Source organism: Sulfuritalea sp. (genome assembly GCF_031426875.1).
Classification (GTDB): domain Bacteria; phylum Pseudomonadota; class Gammaproteobacteria; order Burkholderiales; family Rhodocyclaceae; genus Sulfuritalea.
Genome location: NZ_JASJPC010000026.1, coordinates 1 through 25,156 on the forward strand (window position 1 = coordinate 1; position 25,156 = coordinate 25,156).

26 protein-coding genes are annotated in these 25,156 nt (G+C 66.5%); 17 read left to right on the top strand and 9 right to left on the bottom strand.

All coding sequences use genetic code 11. The annotated features are described in order from the left end of the window. Window positions 1–312 precede the first annotated feature (312 nt). Genes acsA through RMO95_RS12190 form a run of 5 tightly spaced genes read left to right on the top strand, consistent with a single transcriptional unit; the run spans window position 313 to window position 5,569 of the window. The gene (gene acsA / locus RMO95_RS12170; protein WP_310450905.1) at window positions 313–2,088 is read left to right on the top strand and encodes an acetate--CoA ligase; all 1,776 of its coding nucleotides are present in this window, start codon (window positions 313–315) and stop codon (window positions 2,086–2,088) included. Between the two features lie 37 nt (window positions 2,089–2,125). After that, window positions 2,126–3,169 carry a pyruvate dehydrogenase (acetyl-transferring) E1 component subunit alpha gene (pdhA, locus tag RMO95_RS12175; RefSeq protein WP_310450906.1) on the top strand — a complete coding sequence of 348 codons (1,044 nt, stop codon included), beginning with the start codon at window positions 2,126–2,128 and terminating at the stop codon, window positions 3,167–3,169. Continuing rightward, a complete protein-coding gene (locus RMO95_RS12180) occupies window positions 3,166–4,140 on the top strand; it encodes a pyruvate dehydrogenase complex E1 component subunit beta (protein ID WP_310450907.1) in 975 nt (324 codons plus the stop codon). Before pdhA ends, RMO95_RS12180 begins: the two co-directional genes overlap by 4 nt. Further along, on the top strand, window positions 4,137–5,321 hold the full coding sequence (locus RMO95_RS12185; RefSeq protein ID WP_310450908.1) for a dihydrolipoamide acetyltransferase family protein: 1,185 nt from the start codon (window positions 4,137–4,139) through the stop codon (window positions 5,319–5,321). The genes RMO95_RS12180 and RMO95_RS12185 overlap by 4 nt, the downstream gene beginning before the upstream one ends. Further along, window positions 5,318–5,569 (top strand): acyl carrier protein, encoded by a 252-nt coding sequence (locus RMO95_RS12190; protein WP_310450909.1) that lies wholly within the window; start codon window positions 5,318–5,320, stop codon window positions 5,567–5,569. The genes RMO95_RS12185 and RMO95_RS12190 overlap by 4 nt, the downstream gene beginning before the upstream one ends. 228 nt (window positions 5,570–5,797) lie before the next feature. Here the strand turns inward: RMO95_RS12190 and RMO95_RS12195 are convergent, their stop codons facing one another. After that, window positions 5,798–5,956, bottom strand: a complete 159-nt coding sequence (locus tag RMO95_RS12195) for a hypothetical protein (protein ID WP_310450910.1) — start codon at window positions 5,954–5,956, stop codon at window positions 5,798–5,800. A 248-nt stretch (window positions 5,957–6,204) separates the two neighbouring features. Here RMO95_RS12195 and RMO95_RS12200 point away from each other — a divergent pair, with 248 nt between their 5' ends. From RMO95_RS12200 to RMO95_RS12210, 3 genes are all read left to right on the top strand, one after another. Next, on the top strand, window positions 6,205–6,816 hold the full coding sequence (locus RMO95_RS12200) for a protein-L-isoaspartate(D-aspartate) O-methyltransferase (protein ID WP_409574957.1): 612 nt from the start codon (window positions 6,205–6,207) through the stop codon (window positions 6,814–6,816). 244 nt (window positions 6,817–7,060) lie between these two features. Next, window positions 7,061–7,297, top strand: coding sequence for a hypothetical protein (locus RMO95_RS12205; RefSeq protein ID WP_310450912.1), 237 nt, complete (start codon window positions 7,061–7,063; stop codon window positions 7,295–7,297). 47 nt (window positions 7,298–7,344) lie between these two features. Further along, window positions 7,345–8,349: a zinc-dependent alcohol dehydrogenase family protein gene (locus RMO95_RS12210; RefSeq protein ID WP_310450913.1), complete on the top strand. Its 1,005-nt coding sequence runs from the start codon at window positions 7,345–7,347 to the stop codon at window positions 8,347–8,349. 186 nt (window positions 8,350–8,535) lie between these two features. On the opposite strand, the gene RMO95_RS12215 is transcribed toward RMO95_RS12210, so the two are convergent. Then, on the bottom strand, window positions 8,536–10,965 hold the full coding sequence (locus tag RMO95_RS12215) for a Lon protease family protein (protein WP_310450914.1): 2,430 nt from the start codon (window positions 10,963–10,965) through the stop codon (window positions 8,536–8,538). Between the two features lie 188 nt (window positions 10,966–11,153). After that, window positions 11,154–11,483: a TusE/DsrC/DsvC family sulfur relay protein gene (locus RMO95_RS12220; protein ID WP_310450915.1), complete on the bottom strand. Its 330-nt coding sequence runs from the start codon at window positions 11,481–11,483 to the stop codon at window positions 11,154–11,156. Between the two features lie 278 nt (window positions 11,484–11,761). On the opposite strand from RMO95_RS12220, the gene RMO95_RS12225 reads away from it, so the two are divergent. From RMO95_RS12225 to RMO95_RS12265, 9 genes are all read left to right on the top strand, one after another. Beyond that, window positions 11,762–13,654: a thiamine pyrophosphate-dependent enzyme gene (locus RMO95_RS12225; protein WP_310450916.1), complete on the top strand. Its 1,893-nt coding sequence runs from the start codon at window positions 11,762–11,764 to the stop codon at window positions 13,652–13,654. Continuing rightward, window positions 13,651–14,286 carry an indolepyruvate oxidoreductase subunit beta gene (locus tag RMO95_RS12230; protein WP_310450917.1) on the top strand — a complete coding sequence of 212 codons (636 nt, stop codon included), beginning with the start codon at window positions 13,651–13,653 and terminating at the stop codon, window positions 14,284–14,286. The genes RMO95_RS12225 and RMO95_RS12230 overlap by 4 nt, the downstream gene beginning before the upstream one ends. 36 nt (window positions 14,287–14,322) lie before the next feature. Further along, window positions 14,323–15,186: a bifunctional methylenetetrahydrofolate dehydrogenase/methenyltetrahydrofolate cyclohydrolase FolD gene (folD, locus tag RMO95_RS12235; protein WP_310450918.1), complete on the top strand. Its 864-nt coding sequence runs from the start codon at window positions 14,323–14,325 to the stop codon at window positions 15,184–15,186. After that, window positions 15,183–15,683, top strand: a complete 501-nt coding sequence (purE, locus tag RMO95_RS12240; protein WP_310450919.1) for a 5-(carboxyamino)imidazole ribonucleotide mutase — start codon at window positions 15,183–15,185, stop codon at window positions 15,681–15,683. Before folD ends, purE begins: the two co-directional genes overlap by 4 nt. A gap of 8 nt (window positions 15,684–15,691) precedes the next feature. After that, a complete protein-coding gene (gene hemF / locus RMO95_RS12245) occupies window positions 15,692–16,606 on the top strand; it encodes an oxygen-dependent coproporphyrinogen oxidase (RefSeq protein ID WP_310450920.1) in 915 nt (304 codons plus the stop codon). 115 nt (window positions 16,607–16,721) lie between these two features. Further along, on the top strand, window positions 16,722–17,153 hold the full coding sequence (locus RMO95_RS12250; protein WP_310450956.1) for a GFA family protein: 432 nt from the start codon (window positions 16,722–16,724) through the stop codon (window positions 17,151–17,153). A gap of 48 nt (window positions 17,154–17,201) precedes the next feature. After that, entirely contained in the window at window positions 17,202–17,735 is a 534-nt protein-coding gene (locus RMO95_RS12255) for an NUDIX domain-containing protein (RefSeq protein WP_310450921.1), read from the top strand. Window positions 17,736–17,827: 92 nt separating this feature from the next. Next, entirely contained in the window at window positions 17,828–18,064 is a 237-nt protein-coding gene (locus RMO95_RS12260; RefSeq protein ID WP_310450922.1) for a type II toxin-antitoxin system Phd/YefM family antitoxin, read from the top strand. Continuing rightward, on the top strand, window positions 18,018–18,449 hold the full coding sequence (locus RMO95_RS12265; protein ID WP_310450923.1) for a type II toxin-antitoxin system VapC family toxin: 432 nt from the start codon (window positions 18,018–18,020) through the stop codon (window positions 18,447–18,449). The genes RMO95_RS12260 and RMO95_RS12265 overlap by 47 nt, the downstream gene beginning before the upstream one ends. Window positions 18,450–18,538: 89 nt before the next feature. Here the strand turns inward: RMO95_RS12265 and RMO95_RS12270 are convergent, their stop codons facing one another. From RMO95_RS12270 to RMO95_RS12295, 6 genes are all read right to left on the bottom strand, one after another. Continuing rightward, window positions 18,539–19,726 carry a heme biosynthesis HemY N-terminal domain-containing protein gene (locus RMO95_RS12270; RefSeq protein WP_310450924.1) on the bottom strand — a complete coding sequence of 396 codons (1,188 nt, stop codon included), beginning with the start codon at window positions 19,724–19,726 and terminating at the stop codon, window positions 18,539–18,541. Between the two features lie 7 nt (window positions 19,727–19,733). After that, complete coding sequence (locus RMO95_RS12275) at window positions 19,734–20,792, bottom strand: uroporphyrinogen-III C-methyltransferase (RefSeq protein ID WP_310450925.1); 1,059 nt, start codon at window positions 20,790–20,792, stop codon at window positions 19,734–19,736. Continuing rightward, window positions 20,770–21,552: a uroporphyrinogen-III synthase gene (locus RMO95_RS12280; protein ID WP_310450926.1), complete on the bottom strand. Its 783-nt coding sequence runs from the start codon at window positions 21,550–21,552 to the stop codon at window positions 20,770–20,772. The genes RMO95_RS12275 and RMO95_RS12280 overlap by 23 nt, the downstream gene beginning before the upstream one ends. 266 nt (window positions 21,553–21,818) lie before the next feature. Continuing rightward, window positions 21,819–22,769, bottom strand: a complete 951-nt coding sequence (gene hemC, locus RMO95_RS12285; RefSeq protein WP_310450927.1) for a hydroxymethylbilane synthase — start codon at window positions 22,767–22,769, stop codon at window positions 21,819–21,821. Between the two features lie 171 nt (window positions 22,770–22,940). Then, window positions 22,941–23,897: a D-alanyl-D-alanine endopeptidase gene (gene pbpG / locus RMO95_RS12290; RefSeq protein WP_310450928.1), complete on the bottom strand. Its 957-nt coding sequence runs from the start codon at window positions 23,895–23,897 to the stop codon at window positions 22,941–22,943. A 117-nt stretch (window positions 23,898–24,014) separates the two neighbouring features. After that, the gene (locus RMO95_RS12295) at window positions 24,015–25,151 is read right to left on the bottom strand and encodes a patatin-like phospholipase family protein (RefSeq protein ID WP_310450929.1); all 1,137 of its coding nucleotides are present in this window, start codon (window positions 25,149–25,151) and stop codon (window positions 24,015–24,017) included. Window positions 25,152–25,156: the final 5 nt, after the last annotated feature.

Genomic DNA, 25,156 nt, shown 5'->3' on the forward strand with positions numbered 1-25,156 from the left:
GCAAGCCACGTCGCTGAAAGCTCAACATAATCAAGGCATCTACATAATCGGCCTTATGTGGAGCTCAACATAAGGCCGACAAGCGCCCCTTCCTCCACTCCCCCACGCGGCCCCTGATCGGGGCCCTCGGTGGGCCTTGCATGGCCCACCGACCGCCGTGGGCGCGAAGCAGTGCTTCGCGACGGCCCCCACGGCGTATCGCCAGCGCCAACTCTTGCCGCCCCTGCCCGGCAGGCAAATCCCGGATCGAAACGCCGCCTTTCCCCCGCGGTAAGAAGGGGCTATATTTCCTGCATAAGCAGTGAGGGAGGCATGGACACTTCACCGATCATCCGCAAGACCGCGGCAGATTTGCGCATTGCGCCCAACTTTTCCGACTACGACGGCGAGCGTCGGCGTTTTTCCTGGGAGAGTGTCGGCCGCGAGTTGGCGGCTCAGCCCGGCGGCGCGTTGAACATCGCCTGGCAGGCGGTGGATCGCCACGCGACGGGCGCCTTGCGCGACAAGACCGCGTTCCGTTTTCGCGCGCGCGGCAAGCCGCCCCGCGATGTCGGCTTCGGCGAACTGGCGCGGCTCACCAGCCGCTTCGCCAACGTGCTGGCCGGGCTCGGCATCGCCCGCGGCGAGCGGGTGTTCGTGCTGGCCGGACGCATTCCGGAACTCTATGTCGCGGTGCTCGGCGGCCTCAAGCACGGCGCGGTGGTTTCGCCGCTGTTCTCCGCCTTCGGCCCCGAGCCGATCGCGACGCGGGTAAATCTCGGCGCGGGCCGGGTGCTGGTCACCACCGACATGCTCTACGAGCGCAAGGTGGCGAAGTGGCGCGACAAAATGCCGACGCTGGAACATGTGCTGCTGGTGGCCGAGGATGGCGGCGGCAGCAAGATCCCCGGCACGCTCGATCTGGCGGCGCTGATGGCGGCCGCGAGTGACCAATCCGCGGTGGCGGCGACCGGCGCCGAGGACATGTCGCTGCTGCATTTCACCAGCGGCACCACCGGCACGCCGAAGGGCGCCGTGCATGTGCATGGCGCGGTCGCCACGCATTGGGCCACCGGCCGCTACGCGCTCGACCTCCATGCCGACGACATCTACTGGTGCACCGCCGATCCGGGCTGGGTCACCGGCACTTCCTACGGCATCATCGCGCCGCTGCTGCATGGTGTGACTTCGCTCATCGACGCCGAGGAATTCGACGCCGAGCGCTGGTACGGCCTGCTGCAGGACGAGGGCGTGACGGTCTGGTACACGGCGCCGACGGCGATCCGCATGCTGATGAAGGCCGGCGCCGAGATTCCGCGCAAATACCGCTTTCCGCGCCTGCGCTTCATCGCCAGCGTCGGCGAGCCCCTGAACCCCGAGGCGGTGCGCTGGGGTAAGGACGTGCTGGGCTTGGCCGTCCACGACAACTGGTGGCAGACCGAGACCGGCGGCATCATGATCGCCAACACGCCGGCCTTCGACATCAAGCCCGGTTCGATGGGCCGGCCGCTGCCCGGCATCGATGCCGCGATCATGCGCCGCCACGAAGACGGCTCGGTGACGCCGGTCGCGGAAGCCGGGGTCGAGGGTGAACTGGCGCTGAAGCGCGGCTGGCCCTCGATGTTCCGCGCCTACCTCAACAACGAGGAGCGCTACCGCAAGTGCTTCGCCGGCGCCGACAACCAGTGGTACCTGACCGGCGACCTGGCGCAGCGCGATGCCGACGGCTACTACTGGTTCGTCGGCCGCGCCGACGACGTGATCAAGTCGGCCGGCCATTTGATCGGGCCTTTCGAGGTCGAGAGCGCGCTGATGGAACACCCGGCGGTGGCCGAGGCCGGCGTGATCGGCAAGCCCGATCCGGTGGTGGGCGAGGTGGTGAAGGCCTTCGTCTCGCTGAAAAAGGGCTTCGAGGCGAGCGAGGCGCTGCGCCTGGAACTGCTGGGCCACGCCAGGAAGCGCCTCGGCGCCGCCGTGGCGCCGAAGGAAATCGCCTTCCTGCCCTCGCTGCCGCGCACGCGCAGCGGCAAGATCATGCGCCGCCTGCTGAAGGCGCGCGAGCTGGGCTTGCCCGAGGGCGATACCTCGACCCTGGAGAGCGGATCATGAGTGCCGCCCGCCGGGCGGGGGCCGACGGTGGTCAGCCATGACCGATCACCGCGCCCCGCCGCCGCCCGCCGGCCCTGTGCCCTGGGACAAGGATTTCGCGCTGCGCCTGCTGACCGACATGCTGCGCATCCGCCGCATGGAGGAAAAGTCGGCCGAGATGTACGGCGCGGGCAAGATTCGCGGCTTCCTGCATCTCTACATCGGCGAGGAGGCGACGGGAGTCGGCGCGCTGCATGCCCTGTCGCCGGAGGACAACATCGTCGCCACCTACCGCGAGCACGGCCACGCGCTGGTGCGCGGCATGGACATGGGCGCGATCATGGCCGAGATGTACGGCAAGCGTGAAGGCTGCGCGCACGGCCGCGGCGGCTCGATGCATTTGTTCGACGCGGCGACCCGGTTCTATGGCGGCAATGCCATCGTCGGCGGCGGCCTGCCGCTGGCGGTCGGCCTGGCGCTTGCGGCGAAGATGTCCCCCAAGGGGACTTCCTTCGGGGCGCGGAACGAGCAGCGCATCACCGCCTGTTTCTTCGGCGACGGCGCGGTGGCCGAGGGTGCATTCCACGAATCGCTGAACCTCGCCGCGCTGTGGCGGCTGCCGGTGCTGTTCTGCTGCGAGAACAATCTGTATGGCATGGGCACGGCGATCGAACGCAGCGAAGCGCAGACCGACCTCTGCCTCAAGGCCGCGTCCTACGGCATGCCGGCGCTGCGTGCCGACGGCATGGACATCGTCGCGGTGCATGAGACGACGCGACAGGCGGTGTGCACGCTGCGCGAAAGTGCGGGGCCGGTGTTCGTCGAATACCAGACCTACCGCTTCCGCGCCCACTCGATGTTCGATGCCGAGCTTTACCGGCAGAAGGCCGAGGTCGAGGAATGGAAAACGCGCGGCCCGATCCACACCTTCACCGCGCGGCTCAAGGCCGAAGGCAAACTGACGGAAGATGAATTCCTCGCGCTCGATGCCGCGGCCGATGCCGAGGTTGCCGCCGCTGTCGCCTTCGCCGAAGCGGGCAGTTGGGAGCCGGTGGCCGACTTGCTGAACGACGTCATGACGCCGCAAGGGAGCGCGCCATGAGCCGAAAGATCAGCTACCGCGCAGCCATGCGCGAGGCGATGCACGAAGCGCTGGCCAATGACCCGCGCGTGTTCCTGATGGGCGAGGACGTCGGCCGCTACGGCGGCACTTATGCGTTTTCCAAGGGCTTCCTCGACGAATTCGGACCCGAGCGCATCCGCGACACGCCGCTGTCGGAACTCGGCTTCGTCGGCGCCGGCATCGGCGCCGCGCTGGGCGGCATGCGGCCGATCGTCGAGGTGATGACGGTGAATTTCAGCCTGCTGGCGCTGGACCAGATCGTGAATACCGCGGCCGCCCTGCGCCACATGTCGGGCGGCCAGTTCTCGGTGCCGCTGGTGATCCGCATGACCACCGGCGCCGGGCGCCAACTGGCGGCCCAGCATTCGCACAGCCTGGAAGGCTGGTACGCGCACATCCCCGGCATCAAGGTGCTGGCGCCGGCGACCATCGAGGATGCGCGCGGCATGCTGGCACCGGCGCTGGACGATCCCGATCCGGTGGTGATCTTCGAGCATGCCGGGCTGTTCAACCTGGAAGGCGAACTGCCCGACGACTGGAGCGCCGACATCAGCTCGGCCAGGGTGCGGCGCGCGGGCAAGGACGTCGTCATCATCACCCACGGCGGCTCGCTGCCCAAGGCGCTGGCGGCGGCACAGGCGCTGGCGGAACAAGGCGTCGAAGCGGAAGTGCTGGACCTGCGCGTGCTGCGCCCGCTCGATGGCGCGAGCATCATGGCCTCGGTTGCCAGGTGCCGCCGCGCGGTAGTCGTCGACGAAGGCTGGAAGAGCGGCAGCCTCGCCGCCGAGGTCGTCGCGCGCATCATGGAAAACGCCTTCTACGAACTCGACGCGCCGGTGGTGCGGGTCTGCTCCGAGGAAGTGCCGATTCCCTACGCGAAACACCTCGAAGAGGCCGCCTTGCCGCAGGCCGACAAAATCGTTGCGGCCGTGAAAGGACTTTTCGCATGATCGAATTCAAGCTGCCCGCGCTGGGTTCCGACATGGACGAGGGCACCCTGCTGGAATGGAAAGTTGGCGTTGGCGACACGGTGAGGAAGGGCCAGGTGGTGGCGATCGTCGACACCTCGAAGGCGGCCGTGGATATCGAAAGCTGGCAGGAAGGCACGGTGCATAGCCTGATCGCCGAACCGGGACAGAAGATGCCGGTCGGCACCGTGATGGCGACCCTGCTCGAGGCCGGCGAGGCGGCCCCGGCAAGAGTTGGCGCTGGCGACACGGCGCCCGCGCCCGCCCCCGCGCCCGCCGCCGCTGCGGCCCCCGCGCCGCGCCGCATGATCTCGCCGGCGGCGCGCAAGCATGCCGAGGAAAAAGGCATAGACCTCGACCGCGTCACCGGCAGCGGACCGCATGGCGCGGTGACGCTCGACGATGTCGAGCGAGCCGTGGCAGGCGCCCCGGTCACCCCGGTCGCGGCGGAACTGCCGGCCGCGGCGCTCGAGCAAGGCAAGCCGATCGACCGCACGGCAGACATGCGCAGGACCATCGCCGCCGCCATGAGCCGGTCCAAGCGCGAGATTCCGCACTACTACGTCGCGGAGGACATTCCGCTGGCGAAGGCGCTGGCCTGGCTGCAGGCGGCCAACGCCGCGCGGCCCATGCCTGAACGCCTGCTACCGGCCGCGCTGCTGCTGAAGGGCGTGGCCATGGCCTTGCAGCGCTATCCCGAGCTCAACGGCTACTGGCGCGACGGCGAATTCCAGGCCGCGCAAGCCATCCATCTCGGCGTGGCGATTTCGCTGCGCCAGGGCGGACTGATCGCGCCGGCGCTGCTCGATGCCGGGAGCAAGACGCTGACGCAACTGATGCAGGAACTGACGGACCTGGTAAAGCGCACCCGCGCCGCGTCGCTGCGCAGTTCGGAAATGAGCCAGGCCACCGTCACCGTGACCAATCTCGGCGACCAGGGCGCGCAGGCCGTGTTCGGCGTCATCACGCCGCCGCAGGTGGCGCTGGTGGGATTCGGCCGCGTCGCCGAACGGCCGTGGGCGGAAAACGGTGGGCTCAAGGTGCTGCCGGTGGTGACAGCCAGCCTCGCGGCCGACCATCGGGTCTCCGACGGCCATCGCGGCGCGCTGTTCCTGCGCGAACTCAACGACCTGCTGCAAAGACCTGAGGAACTGGAAAAATGACAGATGCCGAAATCCGCGCCGTGGCGCTGGCCACGCTGTTGTCCATCGCCCCCGAGGTCGAGGCCGACGAACTGCGCGGCGACCGCCCGCTGCGCAGCCAGGTCGATCTCGATTCGATGGACTGGCTGAACTTCCTGCTCGGACTCCACGAGAAACTCAAGGTGGATATTCCCGAGGCCGACTATGCGCGCCTGGTCACTCTCGACGACGTCGTCGCCTATCTGCAGAGCAAGCTGGCGGCGCAATGAACCACCGCCGATGCAGCCGCTAGTGCAGTGCCTGCGAAATATTCGCTCCCTTGTGGAGCAGACCGTGGGGCGGACCGTAGGGCGGACCGTAGGGCGGACTTCAGTCCGCCATCCACCCCTGGCCGACTAAAGTCGGCCCTACAAAGCCATCCACCCTTCGGCCGACTGAAGTCGGCCCTACAAAGCCATCCACCCCGGCCGGCTGAAGCCGGCCCTACAGTGAGACCGCTAGCCGGTGGCCGAGCGCCTGCCCGGCGGCCTGGCAGCCAGCCGGGAATACACCGCGTCGATGATTTCCGCTTCGCGCGGCGTCAGCGAGAAAAACCCGTAGCGACGCCAGGCGCGAATCGCGGCGCGAAGTTCCCCGAAAGACAATGGTGCGTTCATGGCGTGCCTCCTGCCGAATGCGTCCTGCTGGCTGGCCCGGTGACCGGCCGGCAACGGCATCCCGCAGTCTTGCATGGAACGGCAGGCTCCGAAGCCACAAGAACTGGCGGAAAAGCGCGCGATATCGGCACCGTCCCCTGCGCCCCGCCGCGCTGCGTTGGCAACGGCACCGGCACCGGCAGGGACCGCAGATGACGGACGAGCGCAGGCAGGAGCTCGATCTCCTGCTCGATGAGATACGCGAGGAAATGCGCGGCACCCGCCACTACACCGGGCGTGCGGCGCTCGATCAGCGGGTCGTCGCGGCGCTCGGCGCGGTGCCGCGCCATGCTTTCGTGCCGGACGAGCTGCAATACGGCGCCTATGCCAATCGCCCCTTGCCGATCGGCCATGGGCAAACCATCTCGCAGCCCTACATCGTGGCCCTGATGACCGACCTGATCCGGCCCCGGGCCGACGATGTGGTGCTGGAGATCGGCACCGGTTCGGGCTATCAGGCGGCGATCCTGTCGCGGCTGGTGAAGCAGGTTTATTCCATGGAAATCGTGGATGCGCTGGCGCTGCAAGCCGCCGCCCGCTTGCAGCGCCTGGGCTACGACAACGTCGAGGTACGGGCCGGCAACGGCCGCCAGGGCTGGCCGCAGCACGCGCCCTACGATGCGATCCTGGTGACCGCCGCCGCCGTGACGATTCCCGCCGCACTGATCGAGCAGCTCAAGCCGGGCGGCAGCCTCGTCATCCCGGTCGGCGCCCAGCATGACGCGCAGGACCTGGTGCTGGTAAACAAGGACGCGGACGGCCGGATCGAGAAAAGGAGCGTGCTGCCGGTAGTCTTCGTGCCCCTGACCGGGGCGCAGTGAGCGCCCCGCACGGCCGCCCGAAGGGGCGCCAGTCATCACACGGAGCCGCGCCGTGGCGAACCATTGTCACCCCCTCGCTCGGCGAGGGGGCTGGGGGGAGGGTAGTCCAGTGAACGCTGAGCGAAGACCCTTGACCTGCATCAGTTGACCGCGGCCCATGCAGGCGGATAGTGTCGAGAGACCGCGGCGGCATACCTGTGCCGGGAACGCAATCGAAGCGGATATTTGGAGAGGAGAACCGACCGTGAGCAGCCATGAGAACAAGACCAAGGTGACCATCCTGACCGGGACCTACCGCATCAAGGGTTACATCGACCTGCTGCCCGGCGCCCGCGTCACCGACTACATGCAGGAGTCGCGGGAGTTCGTCGCGGTGATGGATGCCGAGATCTACGAAGCGGAAGTGGCGGGCCGGCAGGTGCTGATGGCCCCGTTCATCGACGTGAACCGCAACCACATCCAGATCATCACGCTCTGCTAAGCCGCCGGGGCGGCCGGTCCCGTCGCGCCGAAGCCATGAAGACCCGCATGCGCGCCATGCTCTTTGAGCGGCCCGGAATGCCGCTGCGCCTGGTCGAGTTGCCGCTGCCGCAGCCGGGCCGCGGCGAGTTGCTGATCGAGGTGGAAGCCTGCGGCGTCTGCCGCACCGACCTGCACCTGATCGACGGCGAATTGCCGCACCCCCTGCTGCCGGTGATTCCCGGCCATGAGATCGTCGGCCGCGTCGCCGCCTGCGGCGCCGATGTCACGGGCATGCCGAGCGGCCTGCGCGTCGGCGTTCCCTGGCTGGGCTGGACCTGCGGCACTTGCGGCTTTTGCCGCAGCGAGCGCGAAAACCTGTGCGACGCGGCGCGCTTCACCGGCTACCAGATCAACGGCGGTTATGCCGAATACACCGTGGCCGATGCGCGCTACTGCTTTCCCCTGCCGGGCGACGACGATGCGGCCGGCGACGCCGCGCAACTGGCGCCGCTGTTGTGCGCCGGGCTGATCGGCTACCGGGCGCTGCGCATGGCCGGCGAGTCGCGCCGCATCGGCATTTACGGCTTCGGCGCCGCGGCGCATATCGTCGCCCAGGTGCTGAAATTCCAGGGCCGCGAGTTCCATGCCTACACCCGGCCCGGCGACCTCGCCAGCCAGGCCTTCGCGCGCGGCCTCGGTGCGGCCTGGGCCGGCGGCACCGATCAGGCGGCGCCGGCACTGGCCGATGCCGCGCTGATCTTCGCCCCGGCCGGCGCCCTGGTGCCGCTGGCGCTGCGCCGCCTGGAGAAAGGCGGTACGGTGATCTGCGCCGGGATACACATGAGCGAGATTCCGGCCTTTCCCTACGACATCCTCTGGGGCGAACGCAGCATCCGCTCGGTGGCCAACCTGACGCGCAGAGACGGCCTGGAATTTCTTGACCTCGCGCCGCGGATTCCACTGCGTACCGAAGTCCACCGCTTTGCGCTGGCCGACGCCAACGAAGCACTGCAACAATTGCGGCGCGGCGCGTTCCAGGGCGCGGCGGTGCTGGCGATGAAGGACAAATAGCCGTAGGGCGGACCGTAGGGCGGACCGTAGGGCGGACTTCAGTCCGCCATCCACCCCGGCCGGCTGAAGCCGGCCCTACATCGCCATCCACTCTCGGCCGACTAAAGTCGGCCCTACACGGCCCTACAACGCCATCCACCTCTGGCCGGCTAAAGCCGACCCGACGAAGCTGACCGCCACCCTGGCCTAATCGTGGTCGCCGCCGGCCGTCTTGCTGCGGCGGCGGCGCCGTCCGCCGGCGGCGAAGGACTGACGCGCCTGCGACATCTCGGCCATGCGCGTGGCCACCAGATAGTTGATGCTGCCTTCGGGCACCACGCCTTCGTCATCCGGATCGCCGGCGGCGATGCCGGTCAGGAGTTCGATGGCCTGCTCGACGGTGGCCACGGCATGGATGCGGAATTGCCCCTCCGCCGCCGCAGCGACGACGTCGGCGCGCAGCATCAGGTGCTTCAGGTTGGCTTCGGGAATCAGCACGCCCTGGTGGCCGGTGAGGCCGCGCAAGCGGCAGATGTCGAAGAAGCCCTCGATTTTTTCATTGACGCCGCCGATCGCCTGCACCTGGCCGAACTGGTTCACCGAACCGGTGATCGCCAGCGACTGGTCGATCGGCGCGCCGGACAGCGCCGACAGCAGCGCGCAAAGTTCGGCCAGCGAGGCGCTGTCGCCCTCGACCGGACCGTAAGACTGCTCGAATACCAGGCTGCCCGAGAGCGACAGCGGTGTCTGGCTGGAATAGCGCGTGGCGAGGAAGGATGACAGGATCATCACGCCCTTGGAATGGATCGGGCCGCCCATTTCGGTTTCGCGCTCGATGTCGATCACGTCGCCCTCGCCGACCCTGACGGTGGCGGTGATGCGCACCGGATGGGCGAAGCGGAAGTCGCCGAGCTCGATCACCGCGAGGCCGTTGATCTGGCCGACATGGCCGCCGCTGGAGGTGATCAGCAGGGTATTTTCGAGGATCGCCTTCTGGTAATGCTCGCGCAGGCGGTCATGGCGCCGGACGCGGGCTTCCAGCGCCGCCTCGACGTCCGCCGTGGCGACCGCGGCGCGACCGGCGCGGTCTGCGCAATGCTCGGCTTCCTGCAGCAGGTTGGCGATCTGCCGGGTGTTGGTGGAGAGGCGTTGCGCATCGCCGACAAAGCGCGCCGACTGTTCGATGACGCGCGCCACGGCCGCGCGTTCGAAGGGGCGCAAGCCGTCGCGGCGGCACAGGTCGGCGATGCGCCGCGCCAGGTGGCGGGTGTTGTCGTCGCTGCGTTCGACGTCGGTTTCGAAATCCGCGGCGACGCGGAACAGTTCGCTGAATTCAGGATCGTATTCCTTGAGCAGGTAGTAGAGCATCGGCTCGCCGAACAGCACCACCTTGCACGACAGCGCGATCGGCGCCGGCAAGAGCGGCAGGGCGCTGGCGAAACCCAGCGCGCGGTCGAGCGATTCGATGCGGATTTCTCCCGCCTTGAGTGTGCGCTTGAGCGCTTCCCAGGCAAACGGCTGGCGCAGCACCTTGTCGGCATCGAGCAGCAGGAAGCCGCCGTTGGCGCGATGCAGGGCGCCGGACTTGATCAGCGTGAAATTGGTGACCAGGGTGCCCATGTGGGCGATGTGGTCGACCCGGCCGAGCAGGTTGGGAAAGGTCGGGTTGTCCTCGACGATGATCGGGGCCCCCTGGCTGCCGCCGTGATCCACCAGCAGATTGGCGTGGTAGCGCTGTACCGAAATGCCGTCGCCGGTGAGCTCGAAGCCCTCGCTGTCGCCGTGCTGCTCGCGCAGGCTTTCGCCGTATTCGACGATGTCGGCCAGTACCTCGTCGAGGAAGCTCAGCACATTCGCCAGTCCGGCGTAGCGCTCCTTGAGTTCGTCGATCAAGTGGCCGATGGCGAGGCTCATGGTGTCGCGGCCGAGTTGCTTCAACTGGCCCTGCATTTCGCGCCGCCAGCGCGGGAACTGGTGCATGAGCTTTTGCAGGCGCTCGCCGAATTCCTCCATCAGATGGCCCATCCGCAGCTTCTCGTCGTCGGCCAGCGCGGCGAAGGCATCGGGCGTCATCGGTTCCTCACCGGCCAGCGGAGCGAAGGCGAAGCCCTGGGCGGTGCGCACCAGCGCGATCCCCTGCTTGCGCGATTCGTCGCCGAGCTGGTTCAGGGCGGCGGTTTCGCGTTGCTTGAGTTCGTTCTGGATGGCCTCGGCATGGGAGCGGAAATCCTCGCTGTCGAAGGCCGCCGCGATGGCGGGCTCCAGTTCCTCGATCAGGCGCTGCATGTCGCGCCGCAGCTCGGCGCCGCGCCCCGCCGGCAGGGTCAGGACCCGCGGCGACTGGGCATCGGCGAAATTATTGACGTAGCAGTAGTCGTCCGGCGCCGACTGACCGGCGGCCTTGGCCTGCAACAACGTGCGTACGTCATCGTGACGGTTGCTGCCCGGCTCGCCGAGCACGAACAGGTTGTAGCCGGGACGGGCGATGTCGATCGCGAAGCGCACGGCTTCGACCGCCCGGACCTGGCCGAAAATCTCGTCCAGCGGCGGCAGCTGGTCGGAAGTCTCGAAGTCGAGCAGGGCTGGATCGCAGGCACGATACAGCGCCTGCGGAGCAACGGGTTTGAGATCGGTCACGGCAGGTGGGCTCGGTTGATTTGCTGGTCGTATGTCCGGCACGACCCGCTGCGACGCCAGATGTTGCGCGACTCAGCGGGCGTGAGGAATTATGCCGGCAAATTCGGCCCACGAATATGCGGCCCGTCAAACGCCGCTCCGAAAGTTGGCGCTGGCGCTACGGCGCCGCCAGCGCCAAGCGGACTGGACTACACGCAGCCGGTGGGCTTGGGCATTCCCGCATAACGCGCCGCCTGCTTGGCCGGGCCGTAGGGGAACAAGTCGAACAAATACTTCTTGTCGCCGTACTGCTCACCCAGCGAGTCGCCGATCAGCTTCGACATGATGCGCAGGTTCGGCGCGGTGCCGTTTTCGGCGTAGTACTCGCGGATCCAGCGCACCACCTGCCAGTGCTCGTCGGCCAGCGCCAGCTGATCGCGCTCGGCGAGACACTTGGCGACGTCCTCGCTCCAGTCGTCGAGCGACGCCAGGTAGCCTTCGGCGTCGGTTTCAATTTCACGGCCATTTACGTTGATCATGTTTTTATCTCTCTGTAGGGGTTGGGAATATTACTTGACTATTTTTGTCGGATTATAGGATGAAGATCGGGTAAACGCATAGAGTCTTCTGCGCCAGTCATCGCGTAGTCTTATCCTTTGACGCCGGCTCAGCCCGGCTTTGGCGGCCCCCCGACCACGGCGCTATGGACGCCCGCCCCCCAAATCCGGATAATTCGACCAGAACCGTTTGACGATGACCTGCGTGGATGGGTACTCCCGGCGCAGGTCAATTTTTTCCCCTGTTTCGAAAGCGCACCATGGCCGCCGTCATGTCCCAGTTGGCACCTCCTCCCGCCGCCAGCCGGCTCCTGCTTTCCGGCAACGAGGCCGTTGCCCGCGCAGTCTGGGAATCCGGCGTGCGCGTCGCCGCCGCCTATCCCGGCACCCCGGCGACCGAGATCATCGAATCGCTGGCACGCTATCCCGACCTGCACGCCGAATGGTCGGTCAATGAGAAGGTCTCGATGGAAGTCGCGCTGGGCGCCTCGATGACCGGTGCGCGGGCCTTCTGCGCCATGAAGCACGTCGGCCTCAATGTCGCCAGCGACTGCCTGATGACCATGACCATCACCGGCGCCTACGGCGGCCTGGTGGTCGCCGTGGCCGACGACGTCGGCCTGTCGTCCTCGCAGAACGAACAGGATTCGCGCTACTGGGGCCGCTTCGCGCATCTGCCGGTGCTGGAACCGGCGGACTCGCAGGAAGCCTACGAGATGACCAAGTTCGCCTTCGGCTTCTCCGAGCAGTACGAGACGCCGGTGCTGCTGCGCCTGACCACGCGCATCTGCCACGTCAAGGGCCTGGTCGCCGTCGGCGAACGCGAAGCCCATGAACCGCCCGGCTTCGTCAAGAACCCGGAGCGCTGGGTGATGGTCCCGGCCCATGCCAGGACGCGCATCCCCAACCTGTTCCAGCGCGACGAAACCCTGCGCGCGGTGAGCGAGGCCTCGCCGCTCAACATCCTGGAAGCGGGCACGGACAGAAGCGTCGGCTTCGTCGCCTCGGGCCCGGCCTACATGCATGTCAAGGAAGCCTTTCCCAATGCGCCGGTGCTGAAGCTGGGCTTCTCCTACCCGTGGCCGCCGCAGAAAGTGCGCGAACTCGCGGCGCTGTGCGACAAGCTGGTGGTGGTCGAGGAAACCGAGCAGTTGCTGGAGACCGAAATCAAGGCCGCCGGCATTGCCTGCCACGGCAAGGATGTGCTGCCGCGCATGGGAGAGCTGTCGCCGCAGGTGCTGGGCCCCGCGGTGGACCGCCTGCTGGGCAGGCCCGTGCCTCCCCCGCCGCCGGCCGCGGCGCCGATGAAGGTCTTCCCGCGGCCGCCGACGCTGTGCGCCTCCTGCCCGCACATGGGCATCTACTACACCCTGGCGCAGATCAAGAACATCATCGTTACCGGCGACATCGGCTGCTATACGCTGGGCGCCGGCCATCCGTGGAACGCGCTCGACACCACGATCTGCATGGGCGCCACGATGGGCGTCGCACTCGGCATCGACAAGGGCCGCGGCGCCGTCGACAAGAACAAGCGCATCATCGCCGTGATCGGCGATTCGACCTTCATGCACATGGGCATGCAGGGCCTGCTCAACATCACCTACAACAAGGGCAACATCACCGTCCTGCTGCTCGACAACAACACCACCGGCATGACCGGCGGCCAGGCCACGCCGGCCTCGGGCAAGGATATCCACGGCCAGGACGCGCCGCGCGTCGATCTGGCCAAGGTGGTCGAAGCGCTCGGCGTCGCCAACGAACGCATCAAGGTGGTGGACCCCTATGAATTGCCGATCCTGTTCAAGACCATCCGCGACGAAATCAAGGTCGACGCGCCCTCGGTGATCATCGCTCGCCGGCCCTGCGTGCTGATCGACGACTTCAAGCCCTTCCGCCCCTATCTGGTCGAGGAAGACAAGTGCACCGGCTGCGGCAATTGCATCGAGGTCGGCTGCCCGGCGATCCACGTCACGCGCCGCGAGAAGGTGATCAAGCCCTCTGGGCGCGAAGTCGAGCTGGCCTTCGTCAATATCGACAACCAGGCCTGCACCGGCTGCGGCCTCTGCGTCCAGCCCTGCGCACCCGACGCGATCCAGCACGTGCCGCGCCGCGACATCCCGATCCACATCGTCAAGACTTCGAGTACGTCATGAGCAAGGACCAGATCACCAACATCCTCGTCTGCGGCATCGGCGGCCAGGGCGTCATGACGGCCACCGAGATCCTCGCCGAGGCGGCGATCGCCGAAGGACATGACGTCAAGAAAACCGAAGTGGCCGGCATGGCCCAGCGCGGCGGCGTGGTCACCTCGCACCTGCGCTTCGGCCGCAAGGTGCTCTCGCCGCAGATCGAGCCGGGCACGGTGCAGGTGCTGCTCGGCTTCGAGGGCGCCGAGGCGCTACGCTGGTCGCACTACCTGCGCCCCGACGGCCTGGCGTTGGTGAATAACGCCAAGCTGGTGCCGCCGGTGGTCGAACTCGGCCTCTTCGATTATCCCGAGGATCCCACCGGGCAGATGCGCGCCGCGGGCCGCCGCGTGGTTTCCTTCGACGCGATGTCGATCGCCCGCGATCTCGGCGAAGTGCGGCTGGGCAACACCGTCATGCTCGGCGCCATCGCCGACTACCTGCCTTTTTCGTCCGAAGTGCTGCTGGCCTGCATCGTCAAGCGCTTTGCGCGCAAGGGCGAGCAGGTGGTCGACGCCAACCGCCGCGCTTTTGCCGCCGGCCGCGAAGCGGTGGCCAAGCAGCTCGGCGCCGAGCCAGCCGAGAACACGCCGGCCTGAGGCACTCCACCGAATACCATCCAAGCGGAAGACACCATGACAGCAAGAATCATCGACGGCAACGCACTCTCGGCAGAAGTGCGCGGCCAGTTGGCGGAACGCGCCGCCGTCCTCAAGACCAAGGGCATCACGCCCTGCCTGGCGGCAATTCTGGTCGGCGAAGATCCGGCGTCGGCCGTTTATGTGCGCAACAAGGTCGCCGCCTGCGAGAAAGCCGGCATGCGCTCGATCAAGGACGTCTATGCCGTCGATGTCGATCCGGCCGTGGTCTTCGCGCGCATCGCCGAATTGAATGCCGATCCGTCGGTGCATGGCATCCTGGTCCAGTTGCCGCTGCCGAAGCACTTCGATTCCGCGGCCGTGCTCGAATCGATATCGCCGGAGAAGGACGTCGACGGCTTCCACGCCGAGAACGTCGGCGCGCTGATGCAGGGCAATCCGCGCTTCATTCCCTGCACGCCCTATGGCGTCATGAAGATGCTGGAAAGCGCGAAGGTGCCGCTGAAAGGCGCCGAAGTCGTCATCGTCGGCCGCAGCAACATCGTCGGCAAGCCGATGGCCATGCTGCTGCTGGCGCAAAGCTGCACCGTCACCATCTGCCATTCGCAGTCGAAGGACCTGGCCTTCCACACCCGCCGCGCCGACATCCTGGTCGCTGCCGTCGGTCGCGCAAAAATGATCACGGGCGACATGATCAAGCCCGGCGCCACGGTGATCGATGTCGGCATCAATCGCACCGCCGAGGGCAAGCTTTGTGGCGACGTCGATTTCGAAACCGCCAAGGAAGTTGCCGGCGTCATCACTCCGGTACCCGGCGGGGTCGGGCCGATGACCATCACCATGCTGCTGGCGAACACGCTTGAAGCGGCTGAACGTATGCAAATGAGGTGCGTGAAATGAAACCCCTGGTCGGGATAGTGATGGGCTCGGATTCGGACTGGCCGGTCATGCAGGCCGCAGCCAGCGTGCTCAAGGAATTCGGCGTGCCCTTCGAGACCCGCGTGGTTTCGGCCCATCGCACCCCCGACCTGCTGTTCGACTATGCCGCCGTGGCACAGGAACGCGACCTGCGCGCGATCATCGCCGGCGCCGGCGGTGCGGCGCATCTGCCGGGCATGCTGGCGGCCAAGACCATCGTCCCGGTGCTCGGCGTGCCGGTACCGTCGAAGCACCTCAACGGCCTCGATTCCCTGCTCTCCATCGTGCAAATGCCGAAGGGCGTCCCGGTCGCCACCTTCGCCATCGGCGAGGCCGGCGCCGCCAATGCGGCGCTCACCGCGATCGCCATCATCGCCACGGCGAACGACGATTACGGCCGCGCGCTGGCGAAAAAACTCATGGACTTCCGCGCACGCCAGAGTGAAAAAGTGCTGGCGATGAAGCTGCCCGAAGCCTAAGGCTGCCGATGGATATCGCCCCGATCCGCGACTACTTCACCGGCCTGCAGGATCGTATCGTCGGCGAACTGGAAACCATCGAGGGACAATCTTTCCTGCATGACGCCTGGGACCGGCCGCAGGGTGGCGGTGGCATTTCCCGCCTGATCGAGGACGGCAAGGTGTTCGAGCGCGGCGGGGTCAATTTCTCGCACGTCATGGGCGAGCAGATGCCCGCCTCGGCCACCGCCCACCGCCCCGAACTGGCGGGTCGCCGCTGGCAGGCGATGGGCGTCTCGCTGGTGATCCATCCGCGCAATCCCTACTGCCCGACCTCGCACATGAACGTACGCTTCTTCGTCGCCGAGAAGGCGGGCGAGGAACCGGTCTGGTGGTTCGGCGGCGGCATGGACCTGACGCCCTACTACGGTTTCGCAGAAGATGCCCGGCATTTCCACCAGAGCTGCAAGAATGCCCTGGCGCCCTTCGGCCCGGAGGTCCACGCGCGCTACAAGAAATGGTGCGACGATTACTTCTTCCTCCGGCACCGCAACGAAGCGCGCGGCATCGGCGGCATTTTTTTCGACGACCTCAACGAGGGCGGCGCGGGCGGCGAAACTCCGTTTCAGCGCTGTCAGGCGCTGATGCAAAACGTCGGCGACAGTTTCACCACGGCCTACCTGCCGCTCGTCGAACGCCGCCGCGAGATGCCCTATGGCGAGCGTGAGCGCGATTTCCAGGCCTACCGGCGCGGGCGCTACGTCGAATTCAACCTGGTCTGGGATCGCGGCACCCTGTTCGGCCTGCAATCCGGCGGCCGTACCGAATCCATCCTGATGTCGCTGCCGCCCATCGTCAAATGGCGCTACAACTGGCAGCCCGAGCCAGGCAGCGAGGAGGCCAGACTCTACACCGACTTCCTGCCGCCACGCGACTGGGTTTAAAACACCGTAGCGGCGAGTTGACGGCGTACCACCAGCACCAACTCTTGAGGCACGAGCAATGCCCGCTGGATCTCCCAACCCTTGGTCGCGCACACTTTGCGAAGGAGACTTGACGATGAATTCAGTACACGAAGGCGGCTGCTTGTGCGGTGCGATTCGATATCGCGTCACCGGAGAGCCCGCGCTCAGTCAAGCTTGTCATTGCACGTTTTGCCAGCGCCGCACGGGCTCCGCATTTGCGATCGTGGTCGCCTTCAAGGAAGACCAGGTGGAAGTGGTCGGCACCACGCTGACCCAGTACGTGCATCGGTCGGACGAAAGCAATCGATGGCTTCGATCCCACTTCTGCAATCGCTGCGGCACCACTGTGCTGGTCACGCTGGAAAAGAACCCCGGCGTGCGGGTCGTCTCCGGCGGAACTTTCGACGATCCGGGCTGGTTCAAGATAAATCGCCACATCTGGACCCGCTCCGCACACGACTGGATCGTCTTCCCGCCGGACGCGGACAAATATGAGCAGGCGTACGTGAGATTGCCGAGGAATTAGACACGTATCCTTGTTCTACACCGGTGCATTCCCTGTTCGAGGCATTGCATGGATCATCACTTCAACTTCTGCCCCAATTGCGCAACGCCCCTGCAACTGCTCTCCGCAGTGGAAGACGGCGGCCCGAAGACACGGTTGCGTTGCCCGACCTGTGCCTGGACCCACTGGAACAATCCGACACCGGTGCTCGCCGCGATCATCGAAATGGCCGACCGCGAGGGGCAGGTGCTGCTGGCGCGCAATGCGGCATGGACCGGCAGGATGTTCGCCCTGATCACGGGTTTCATGGAGGCCGGCGAAACGCCGGAGGACGGCATCGCCCGCGAAGTGCTCGAGGAAACCGGTTTGCGCGTCGAGGCGCCCAGGCTGGTCGGCGTCTACGACTTCCAGCGCATGAACCAGCTCATCGTCGCCTACCACGTGCTGGCGCGCGGCGAGATCGCCTTGTCGCCGGAGCTTGCCGAATACAAGCTGTTCCGCCCCGAAGACCTCAAGTGCTGGCGCGCCGGCACCGGCTACGCGCTGGCCGACTGGCTCACCGCGCGCGGCGTGACGCCGCAGTGGATCGAACTGCCGACCTAGATGCAGTCCGCGTAGCCTGCCGCCAAGGCGCTTGACATGGACCGAGACCGGAATAGACCGGACTAGAGTTGGTCAAGTGACAGGAGCAGGACATGGAACAAGTCAATATCTACGAAGCGAAGACCCAGTTTTCGAAATACGTCGAATTGGCCGAATCGGGCCAGGACGTCATCATTGCACGCGGTGGCAAGCAGGTCGCGCGGCTGACGGCCATTCAGCCCGTCAAGCGGGCGATACGCTTTGGCATACTGAAGGGCAAGGTTCGCGTCGCGGCCGATTTCGATGCCCCGTTACCCGACGAGGTGCTGGCCGGGTTCGAGGGACGCTGACGTGAGGATATTGCTGGACACTCACGTGTTCATCTGGGCCGTAACCGACAGCCGGCGCCTGGGCAAGGAAGCCAGACAGGTCATGCGCGACGCGACCGAGGTCTTCGTCTCGGCGGCCTCGATCTGGGAGATTGCAATCAAGTCGGCCCTTGGCAAGATCAAGGCCGATCCGGAAGAAATGGCGCGCGCCATCGTCGCCAGCGGTTTCATTGAACTACCGATTGCCGCCGCTCACGCGACGCAAGTCGTCCGCTTGCCGCTGGTCAATGATCACAAGGATCCATTCGCCAGGTTGCTGGTGGCGCAGTCAATTGTCGAACCACTTGTCCTGCTCACTGCCGACCCGAAGGTCGCCGCCTACGGTGGTCTGATCAGGGCCGTATAGCCTGCTGCGCGATAGCGGAATTCGGCCGATCCCCAGCGCGCATCTCCAATCGCCGTCCCACCAGCGCCAACTCTTGTGATGCAGCTATGTCAGAGCACCGCGGCCGCGCGATAGTGGCGTATCGCCAGCGTCGACTCTTCGAGCTGGTCCAGCAGTTGCGCCAGTTCGACGTGCGCGGCGCGCGACGGAGCTATGGCCAGCGCCGCCTCCAGGTAACTGCGGGCCTTGCCCCAGAGTTGCTGCTGGCGGCATAGCCGGCCCAGGGTCAATAGCAGTTCGCCGTCGCGCGGCATGCGCTGCAGCCATTTTTCGGCCTGGGCGATGCGGCCGAGCACGTCACCGGCGGGTTCCCCGGCCCGGCAGCATTCGCCATAGGCCAGCACCAGCGTGGCATCCCAGCGTTCGTCGAGCGCATCCTCGATCACGCGCTGGGCTTCGCGGCAATCGCCCGCGGCCATCAAGGCTTTTGCCGTTTCCAGCGCCAGTGCCGGCTCGGCGCGATCGCTATCGTCGAGTTCGTGCCAGTAGCGCATCAGGCCGGGAGGATCTTCGCGCAGGCTGCGCAGGGCTTCGCGCATGGCACGGCTGCGGATCGGCGCCGCCTGCTCGGTGGTCAGCGCCTGATGCTTTTCGAGCTGGCGCACCAGGCGTGCCACTTCGCGCCAGTTGCCCAGCCCCTGCTCGGCACGCAGGCTCAGGCGCAAGGCGGCGATATGCCGGCCCTCGCGGGCGGCGAAAGCATGCAGGGCGTCGCGCGCGTCCTCGAAGCGGCGTTCTTCCAGGGCGAATTCGGCTTCGGTCATCAGCCGCGCCGCCTGCAGGCCGGACCCATCATGGCCGCGCATGCGCGCCGCCCATTCCGCCACACGCCCGGCGTCGCGCAGGGCGTGCGCGGCGCGCCAGCCGGCCAGGGCCAGCATGCCGGCGGCCGCATCGTCATCCGGCTGGGCCTTCTCGGCGCAACGCAGGGCATGCCCGTAACGCCCTTCCTGCAGCAGGCGCCAGGCATCGCGCAGGGCCCGCGCAGCCTTTTCCTGCCGCCGCCGCCGGCGGAAATCGGCGACCGCACGCGGCAAGGCCAGGGTATGGCTGACGGCGCGCGCCAGCAGGTAGATGACGAAGAATCCGACCGCACAGAGCAGCAGAAACAGGTTGAGCGAGACCTCGGCGCGCCACGGCGGCAGCACCAGCAGCACGTAGCCGTCGTTGTAGCGCGCGGCAAGCGCCAGCCCGACCGCCAGCGCAGCCAGGATCAGCAGCCAGAACACGGCACGCATGACGCTGCTACCGGGCACTGCCGCCAGCGCTGCGCTCGCGGGCGAACTTGAGATTGCGCAGCGCCGTCAAGGTTTCGGCCAGTCCCGGCAGATCGAAACTGACGTCGGTTGTCGCCAGCGTGCCCAAGGTCGATTGTGCGGCCTGGACCGGCTTGGCGCGGCCGTCGAAGTAGCGTTCAAGCTGCTCGCGCGACTGGCGGATCTCCTCGCGGAAGACCTTGCCGTCGCGTTGCAGCAGCGCCAGGCGCGCATTGAGCAGGCGCAGCTTGAGGTTCTCGCGCAGGAAGTAGCTCTGGTTCGGCGCCAGGAGCGCAGGGTCGCCGTGGTCGATGCGCTCGATGCGCACCAACTGCCGGAATTCGCGCCACAGGTCCGCCCCCAGTTCGCGCCAGTAATCGACGCTTGCCGGCTTGGCCGCAAGCGCCGGCTTGGCGGTCACGGCCTTGGGACGCTGCTCGAAGGCCAGCGGCAGGCTGTCGACGGCGGCCACCACGCTTTCGATCTTCAGCGACAGCCCGCTGATGTTGGCCCCCGGCGTGCCCTTGAGCCGCTCGATATCGCGCAGAATGAGCTTTCTGGCCGGCAGGAACTGCGGCTGCACGGAGCGCGCGAGGCGGGCGTCGGCGCCCTGCAGCGCGATCAGCGCCGCCTCGACATTCCCGGCGAACTGCAATTGCTGCATGGCTATGACGACGGCCTGCTCGACCTCGGCCAGCAGGCGTTCGTCACGGGTGCTGGAGATCTCCTGGTACATGGCCTCCAGCGCCACGGCCTGGCTCTGCGTTTCGGCCAGCTTGGCTTCGAGCGCGCCGACCTTGGCCTGCAGCGCAGCCATGGCTTCCTGGTTCTGACGGGCCAGGGTGCGCCCTTCCCTGGCCACGGCATCACCCTCGCCCAGGCGTCGTGCCAGTTCCTGCTGCAGGCTGGCGACTTCCAGGCGAGTGTCGATCCACTGCGCGACGACGATTGCGATCGCCGCCGCTGCCAGCAGCAGCGACGGCCGGCGCAGGCCATGCCACCAGCGGCCGGGGGCCGGCGACGTATCAGTTTGAATGGGCGTTTCCATGGGATGCGAAGTATTGCATGAGTCCGGCCATCAGGCCGTCATCGCCGGGGCCGGTAGGGATCACCCGGGCCAGGCCGAGAGTCACTGCCTGCTCGGCGATGCGGGCGTGCGGCACGAAGGCTGGGGTCTTTTTCAGCCAGGCCTGGCCGAGGCGTCCGACCATGTCGTAAAAATTGCGCAGGCCTTCGCTGCTGGTCAGGGTCACGGCATCGAGCTGGCCCTTCTCCCACAGGCTGAGCAGCGGCGCAGGATCGAGCTGCGGCACGGCACGTCGGTAGCAGGTCACATAGCCGACGCTGGCGCCGCGCGCCCGGAGCGTATCGCCCAGCAGTTCGCGGCCGCCGTCGCCGCGGAAAATGATCACGCGGCGGCCGCGCACATCGGCCAGGTCCGGCAGTTCGAGCAAGGCTTCCGAATCGAAGCGCAGCGGCGGTGAAATCACGTCGTGAATGCCGTGCCGCGCCAGTTCGCGTTCGCTGCTCTTGCCCAGGGCCGCCACGCGCAGCGCGGCAGGCCATGGCCGCCGCGGCAGGATCTGGGCCAGCGCCTTTTCGATCGCATTGGGACTGACGAATACGGCGAGATCGAAACTGTCGAGGCGGATCGCCACATCGAGCAGTGGCGAAACATCCTCAAGCTCGCGAATTTCGAGTACCGGGTAGAGCACCGGCACCGCTCCGGCTTCGGTCAGGGCCGTGGCGAAGTGCGCCGCCTGCCCGGCCGGGCGCGTCACCACGACATGGCGGCCGGCCAAAGACATCAGGGCCTGCTGCCGACCATCCGGCGGATGGCGTTGAGGCCCGACGCGGATGGATGCAAGGCGGAGGACGCCGGCAAGGGTAATCCCTTGCCAAGTCTGACAACGCCGCAGACGCCGCGTCCGGCCTCAACCCGAAGGGCCGGGTCAAATTGGGCGCGCTGCGGCGTTGCGGCTCCTGGCGAGATATGAATATCGCGGCGTCGCCGCGCCTTGCATCGCATCCCAATTTGATCCCGGCGCCACCGTCGCATGGTCGTCAGCAGGCCCTAACTTCCGAGCGCGGCGAGAATTTCGGCGGCGCCCTGGCGGCGCAGTTCGGCGGCCAGCTGCAGGCCGAGTGCCTCGGGGTCGGCGCCGCTGCCGCTGAGTTCGGCATGCGCCATGCGCGTGCCGTCGGGCGAGGCGACGAAGCCGCGCAGATAGATGCTGCCGTCACGCATTTCGGCATAGGCGCCGAGCGGCACTTCGCAACTGCCGGCCAGCGCGCGCGACACGGCGCGTTCGGCGCGCACGCAGGCCGCGGTATCCGTATCGTTCAGGGGCGCCAGCCAGGCCGCCACGTCCGGGCGCGAGACCAGGGCCTCGATGCCCAGCGCGCCCTGGCCGGCGGCAGGCAAGGAATCTTCGGCCGGCAGCACGGCACGGATGCGCTGGCCGAGACCGAGGCGCTTCAAGCCCGCCGCGGCGAGAATGATGGCGTCGAACTGGCCTTCGTCGAGCTTGCGCAGGCGCGTGTCGAGGTTGCCGCGCAAGGGCGTCACGGCGAGGTAGGGATAGCGCGCATGCAACTGGGCTTCGCGGCGCAGACTGGAGGTGCCGACCACGGCGCCGGGCGGCATGTCTGCAAGGCTGGCGTACTTGCTCGATACCAGCGCGTCGAGCGGTACTTCGCGAGGGCCGATGGCGACCAGGGAAAACTCCGGCTCCATCTGCATCGGCACGTCTTTCATGGAATGCACGGCGAGATCGGCCGCGCCGTCGAGCAGGGCAGCCTCCAGTTCCTTGACGAACAGGCCCTTGCCGCCGACCTTGGACAGCGGCCGGTCGAGGATCTGGTCGCCGCGCGTGGTCATGCCGAGCAACTCGACGCTGCAGGCCGGATACAGTTGCTGCAGCAGGCTACGCACATGCTCGGCCTGCCACAGGGCCAAACGGGATTCGCGCGTGGCGATGACGATGCGTTCAGGCGGGGATAGGGGGGAAGGTAAGGGATTCACTGGACGGTCGATCGACGGAGAATGGATACGGAGATACTGCTCGCTGGCCCGCCACGACGGTCTTGCAGCAGCATGATTCTGCTGGCAATTCTAGCAGTCCGCCAAGTTTTTCGTGCGGCATGCCGACATGCCGATCACCCGCAGGGGGCCGGCCAGGCAGCGACCGAAAAATCAGCCGGCGCTCGCCTGCACCAGGGAAGCGCTCTCGACCCAGCGTTTGATGCGATTGGCGTCGCCGATGCGGGTCATCTTGCCCCAGGAGTCGAGCAGCACGATGATGATCGGCTTGTTGTTGAGCCAGGCCTGCATCACCAGGCATTTCCCGGCCTCGCTGATGTAGCCGGTCTTGGACAGACCGATCTCCCAGGTCGAACTCCTGACTAGGGTATTGGTGTTGTGGAAATGCTGCTGACGGCCGGCGATGCTGAATTCGCCGTCGGACGCCGTGGAAAACTCGCGAATCAGTGGGTACTGATGCGCAGCATTGACCAGCTTCGCCAGATCGCGCGGACTCGAGACATTGGCGGCGGTCAAGCCGGTGGCGTCCTGGAAGCGTGTGTCGCCCAAACCCAGGTCCTGCGCCTTCTGGTTCATGGCGGCGACGAAAGCCTCGCGACCGCCCGCATAGTGGCGCGAAAGCGCCGAAGCGGCACGATTTTCGGAAGACATCAGGGCCAGGCGCAGCATTTCTTCGCGCGCCAGTTGGGTGCCGACCTTGAGGCGCGAACGGGTGCCTTTGAGCATATCGACATCCTCGTCGCCGATCGACAGGGTCTCGTTCAGGTCCGGCTTGGCGTCGAGCGCCACCATCGCCGTCATCAGCTTGGTGATCGAAGCGATCGGCAACACGGAACCGGCGTTCTTTTCAAACAGGATTGCGCCGGTCGCCTGATCCTGCACCAGCACGGCAGACGACTGCAGGGCCAGATGCTGGGCATCATCCAGGGACATGCTGCGCCGTATCGGTCGCGCATACGCGACCTTCTTGCCCCTGAGCAGCACCGACACGCGCTGAGACTTCTTCTTGGCAGAAACGGATTTCTTTTTTTCGCCGGCCTCGGCCGTGCTCGACGTCACGCCGGCACCGACTATGGCCGCAACCAACAACATCAGTAGTGCCTTCTTCATGGAGACGCCCCTCCTGCAATCGTTCGATTCTAGCAGACGAAATCCCTTAGAAAAAAAGATGTTTCTGGAGTTCTTGTTACAAATAAAGGAGTTGAACAGCAGGATTCAGCAACTACATTAATTCAAATCAAGAAAACGTCGCACTTCATCGCGGCGTGCCAAGGTGTCCGCGTAACCCAGATCGATCAAGGCCCTGGTGTAGGGCTGCTCGAACAATAGATAACTGGTCAGCGCCCCGCCGTTCTGGTTCATGGCGCCAATATTGCGCAGCAAGGCCCTCACCGCCCAGGGCAAGGCCCGCGCGTGGCGCGCCGCCAGATGGTCGAGACGCTGCGAAGGCGCAATGGTCAGCACCTCGATCGGGCGCAGGCTGGTGCCGCGCTCGCGGCGCACCGCCTCCGGTATCAGCGACAGCGTCTGGTTGATGCGGCTCATCCGTTCCAGGTCGACCGACATGCTGTCGAGAAAGATGCTGGACAGCGCATGCCCGGCAATTTGCGCCAGCGATGGATAGCTGTCGCCGTTCGGCCGCGCATTCTCGTCGGCCATGCGTCCGGCACCGATGACCAGAATCCTGTCGGCGCCGAGATGGATTGCCGGCGAGATCGGCGCCACCTGGCGCATCGAGCCGTCGCCGAACCACTCCCGGTTGATATGCACGGCAGGAAACAGGAAGGGGATCGCGCTGGAGGCCATCAAATGATCGACCGAGATCTCGGTCGGCGCCCCAATGCGCTGGCTGCGCCGCCAGGGTTCGATATCGGCGCGGCCCTGGAAAAAACTGACGCTCTGTCCGGACGAGTAACCGGAGCAAGTAATGCTGACCGAATGCAGCGCCCGGCTTTCGATGGATTGCGCAATGCGACCCAGATCGAGACTGTCTTTCAGCAGCCCGCGCAAGGGCGAGTTGTCGAGCAGCGAGTGCGGTGCACGATGCGTCAGCCAGCCGAAGGCCAGTGTCGACAGCCAGCGCACGCCGGCAACGCCGATTCTTGCCGGATCGGCACGATAGACCTGATGGGCGCTGAAGTTCTCCCACACCTGCAACAGGCCCTCGACGCCTGCCCCGAAATCCTCGGCCGCCGCGGCCATCGACGCAGCATTGAGGGCGCCGGCCGAGGTACCGCAGAGAATCGGAAACGGGTTGCGCTGCGGCTGCGGCAACAACTCGCGGATCGCCTTCAGCACGCCGACCTGATAGCCGGCACGCGCACCGCCACCGGTGAGGATCAGGGCGGTGCGGGATTCCGTCATAGGCC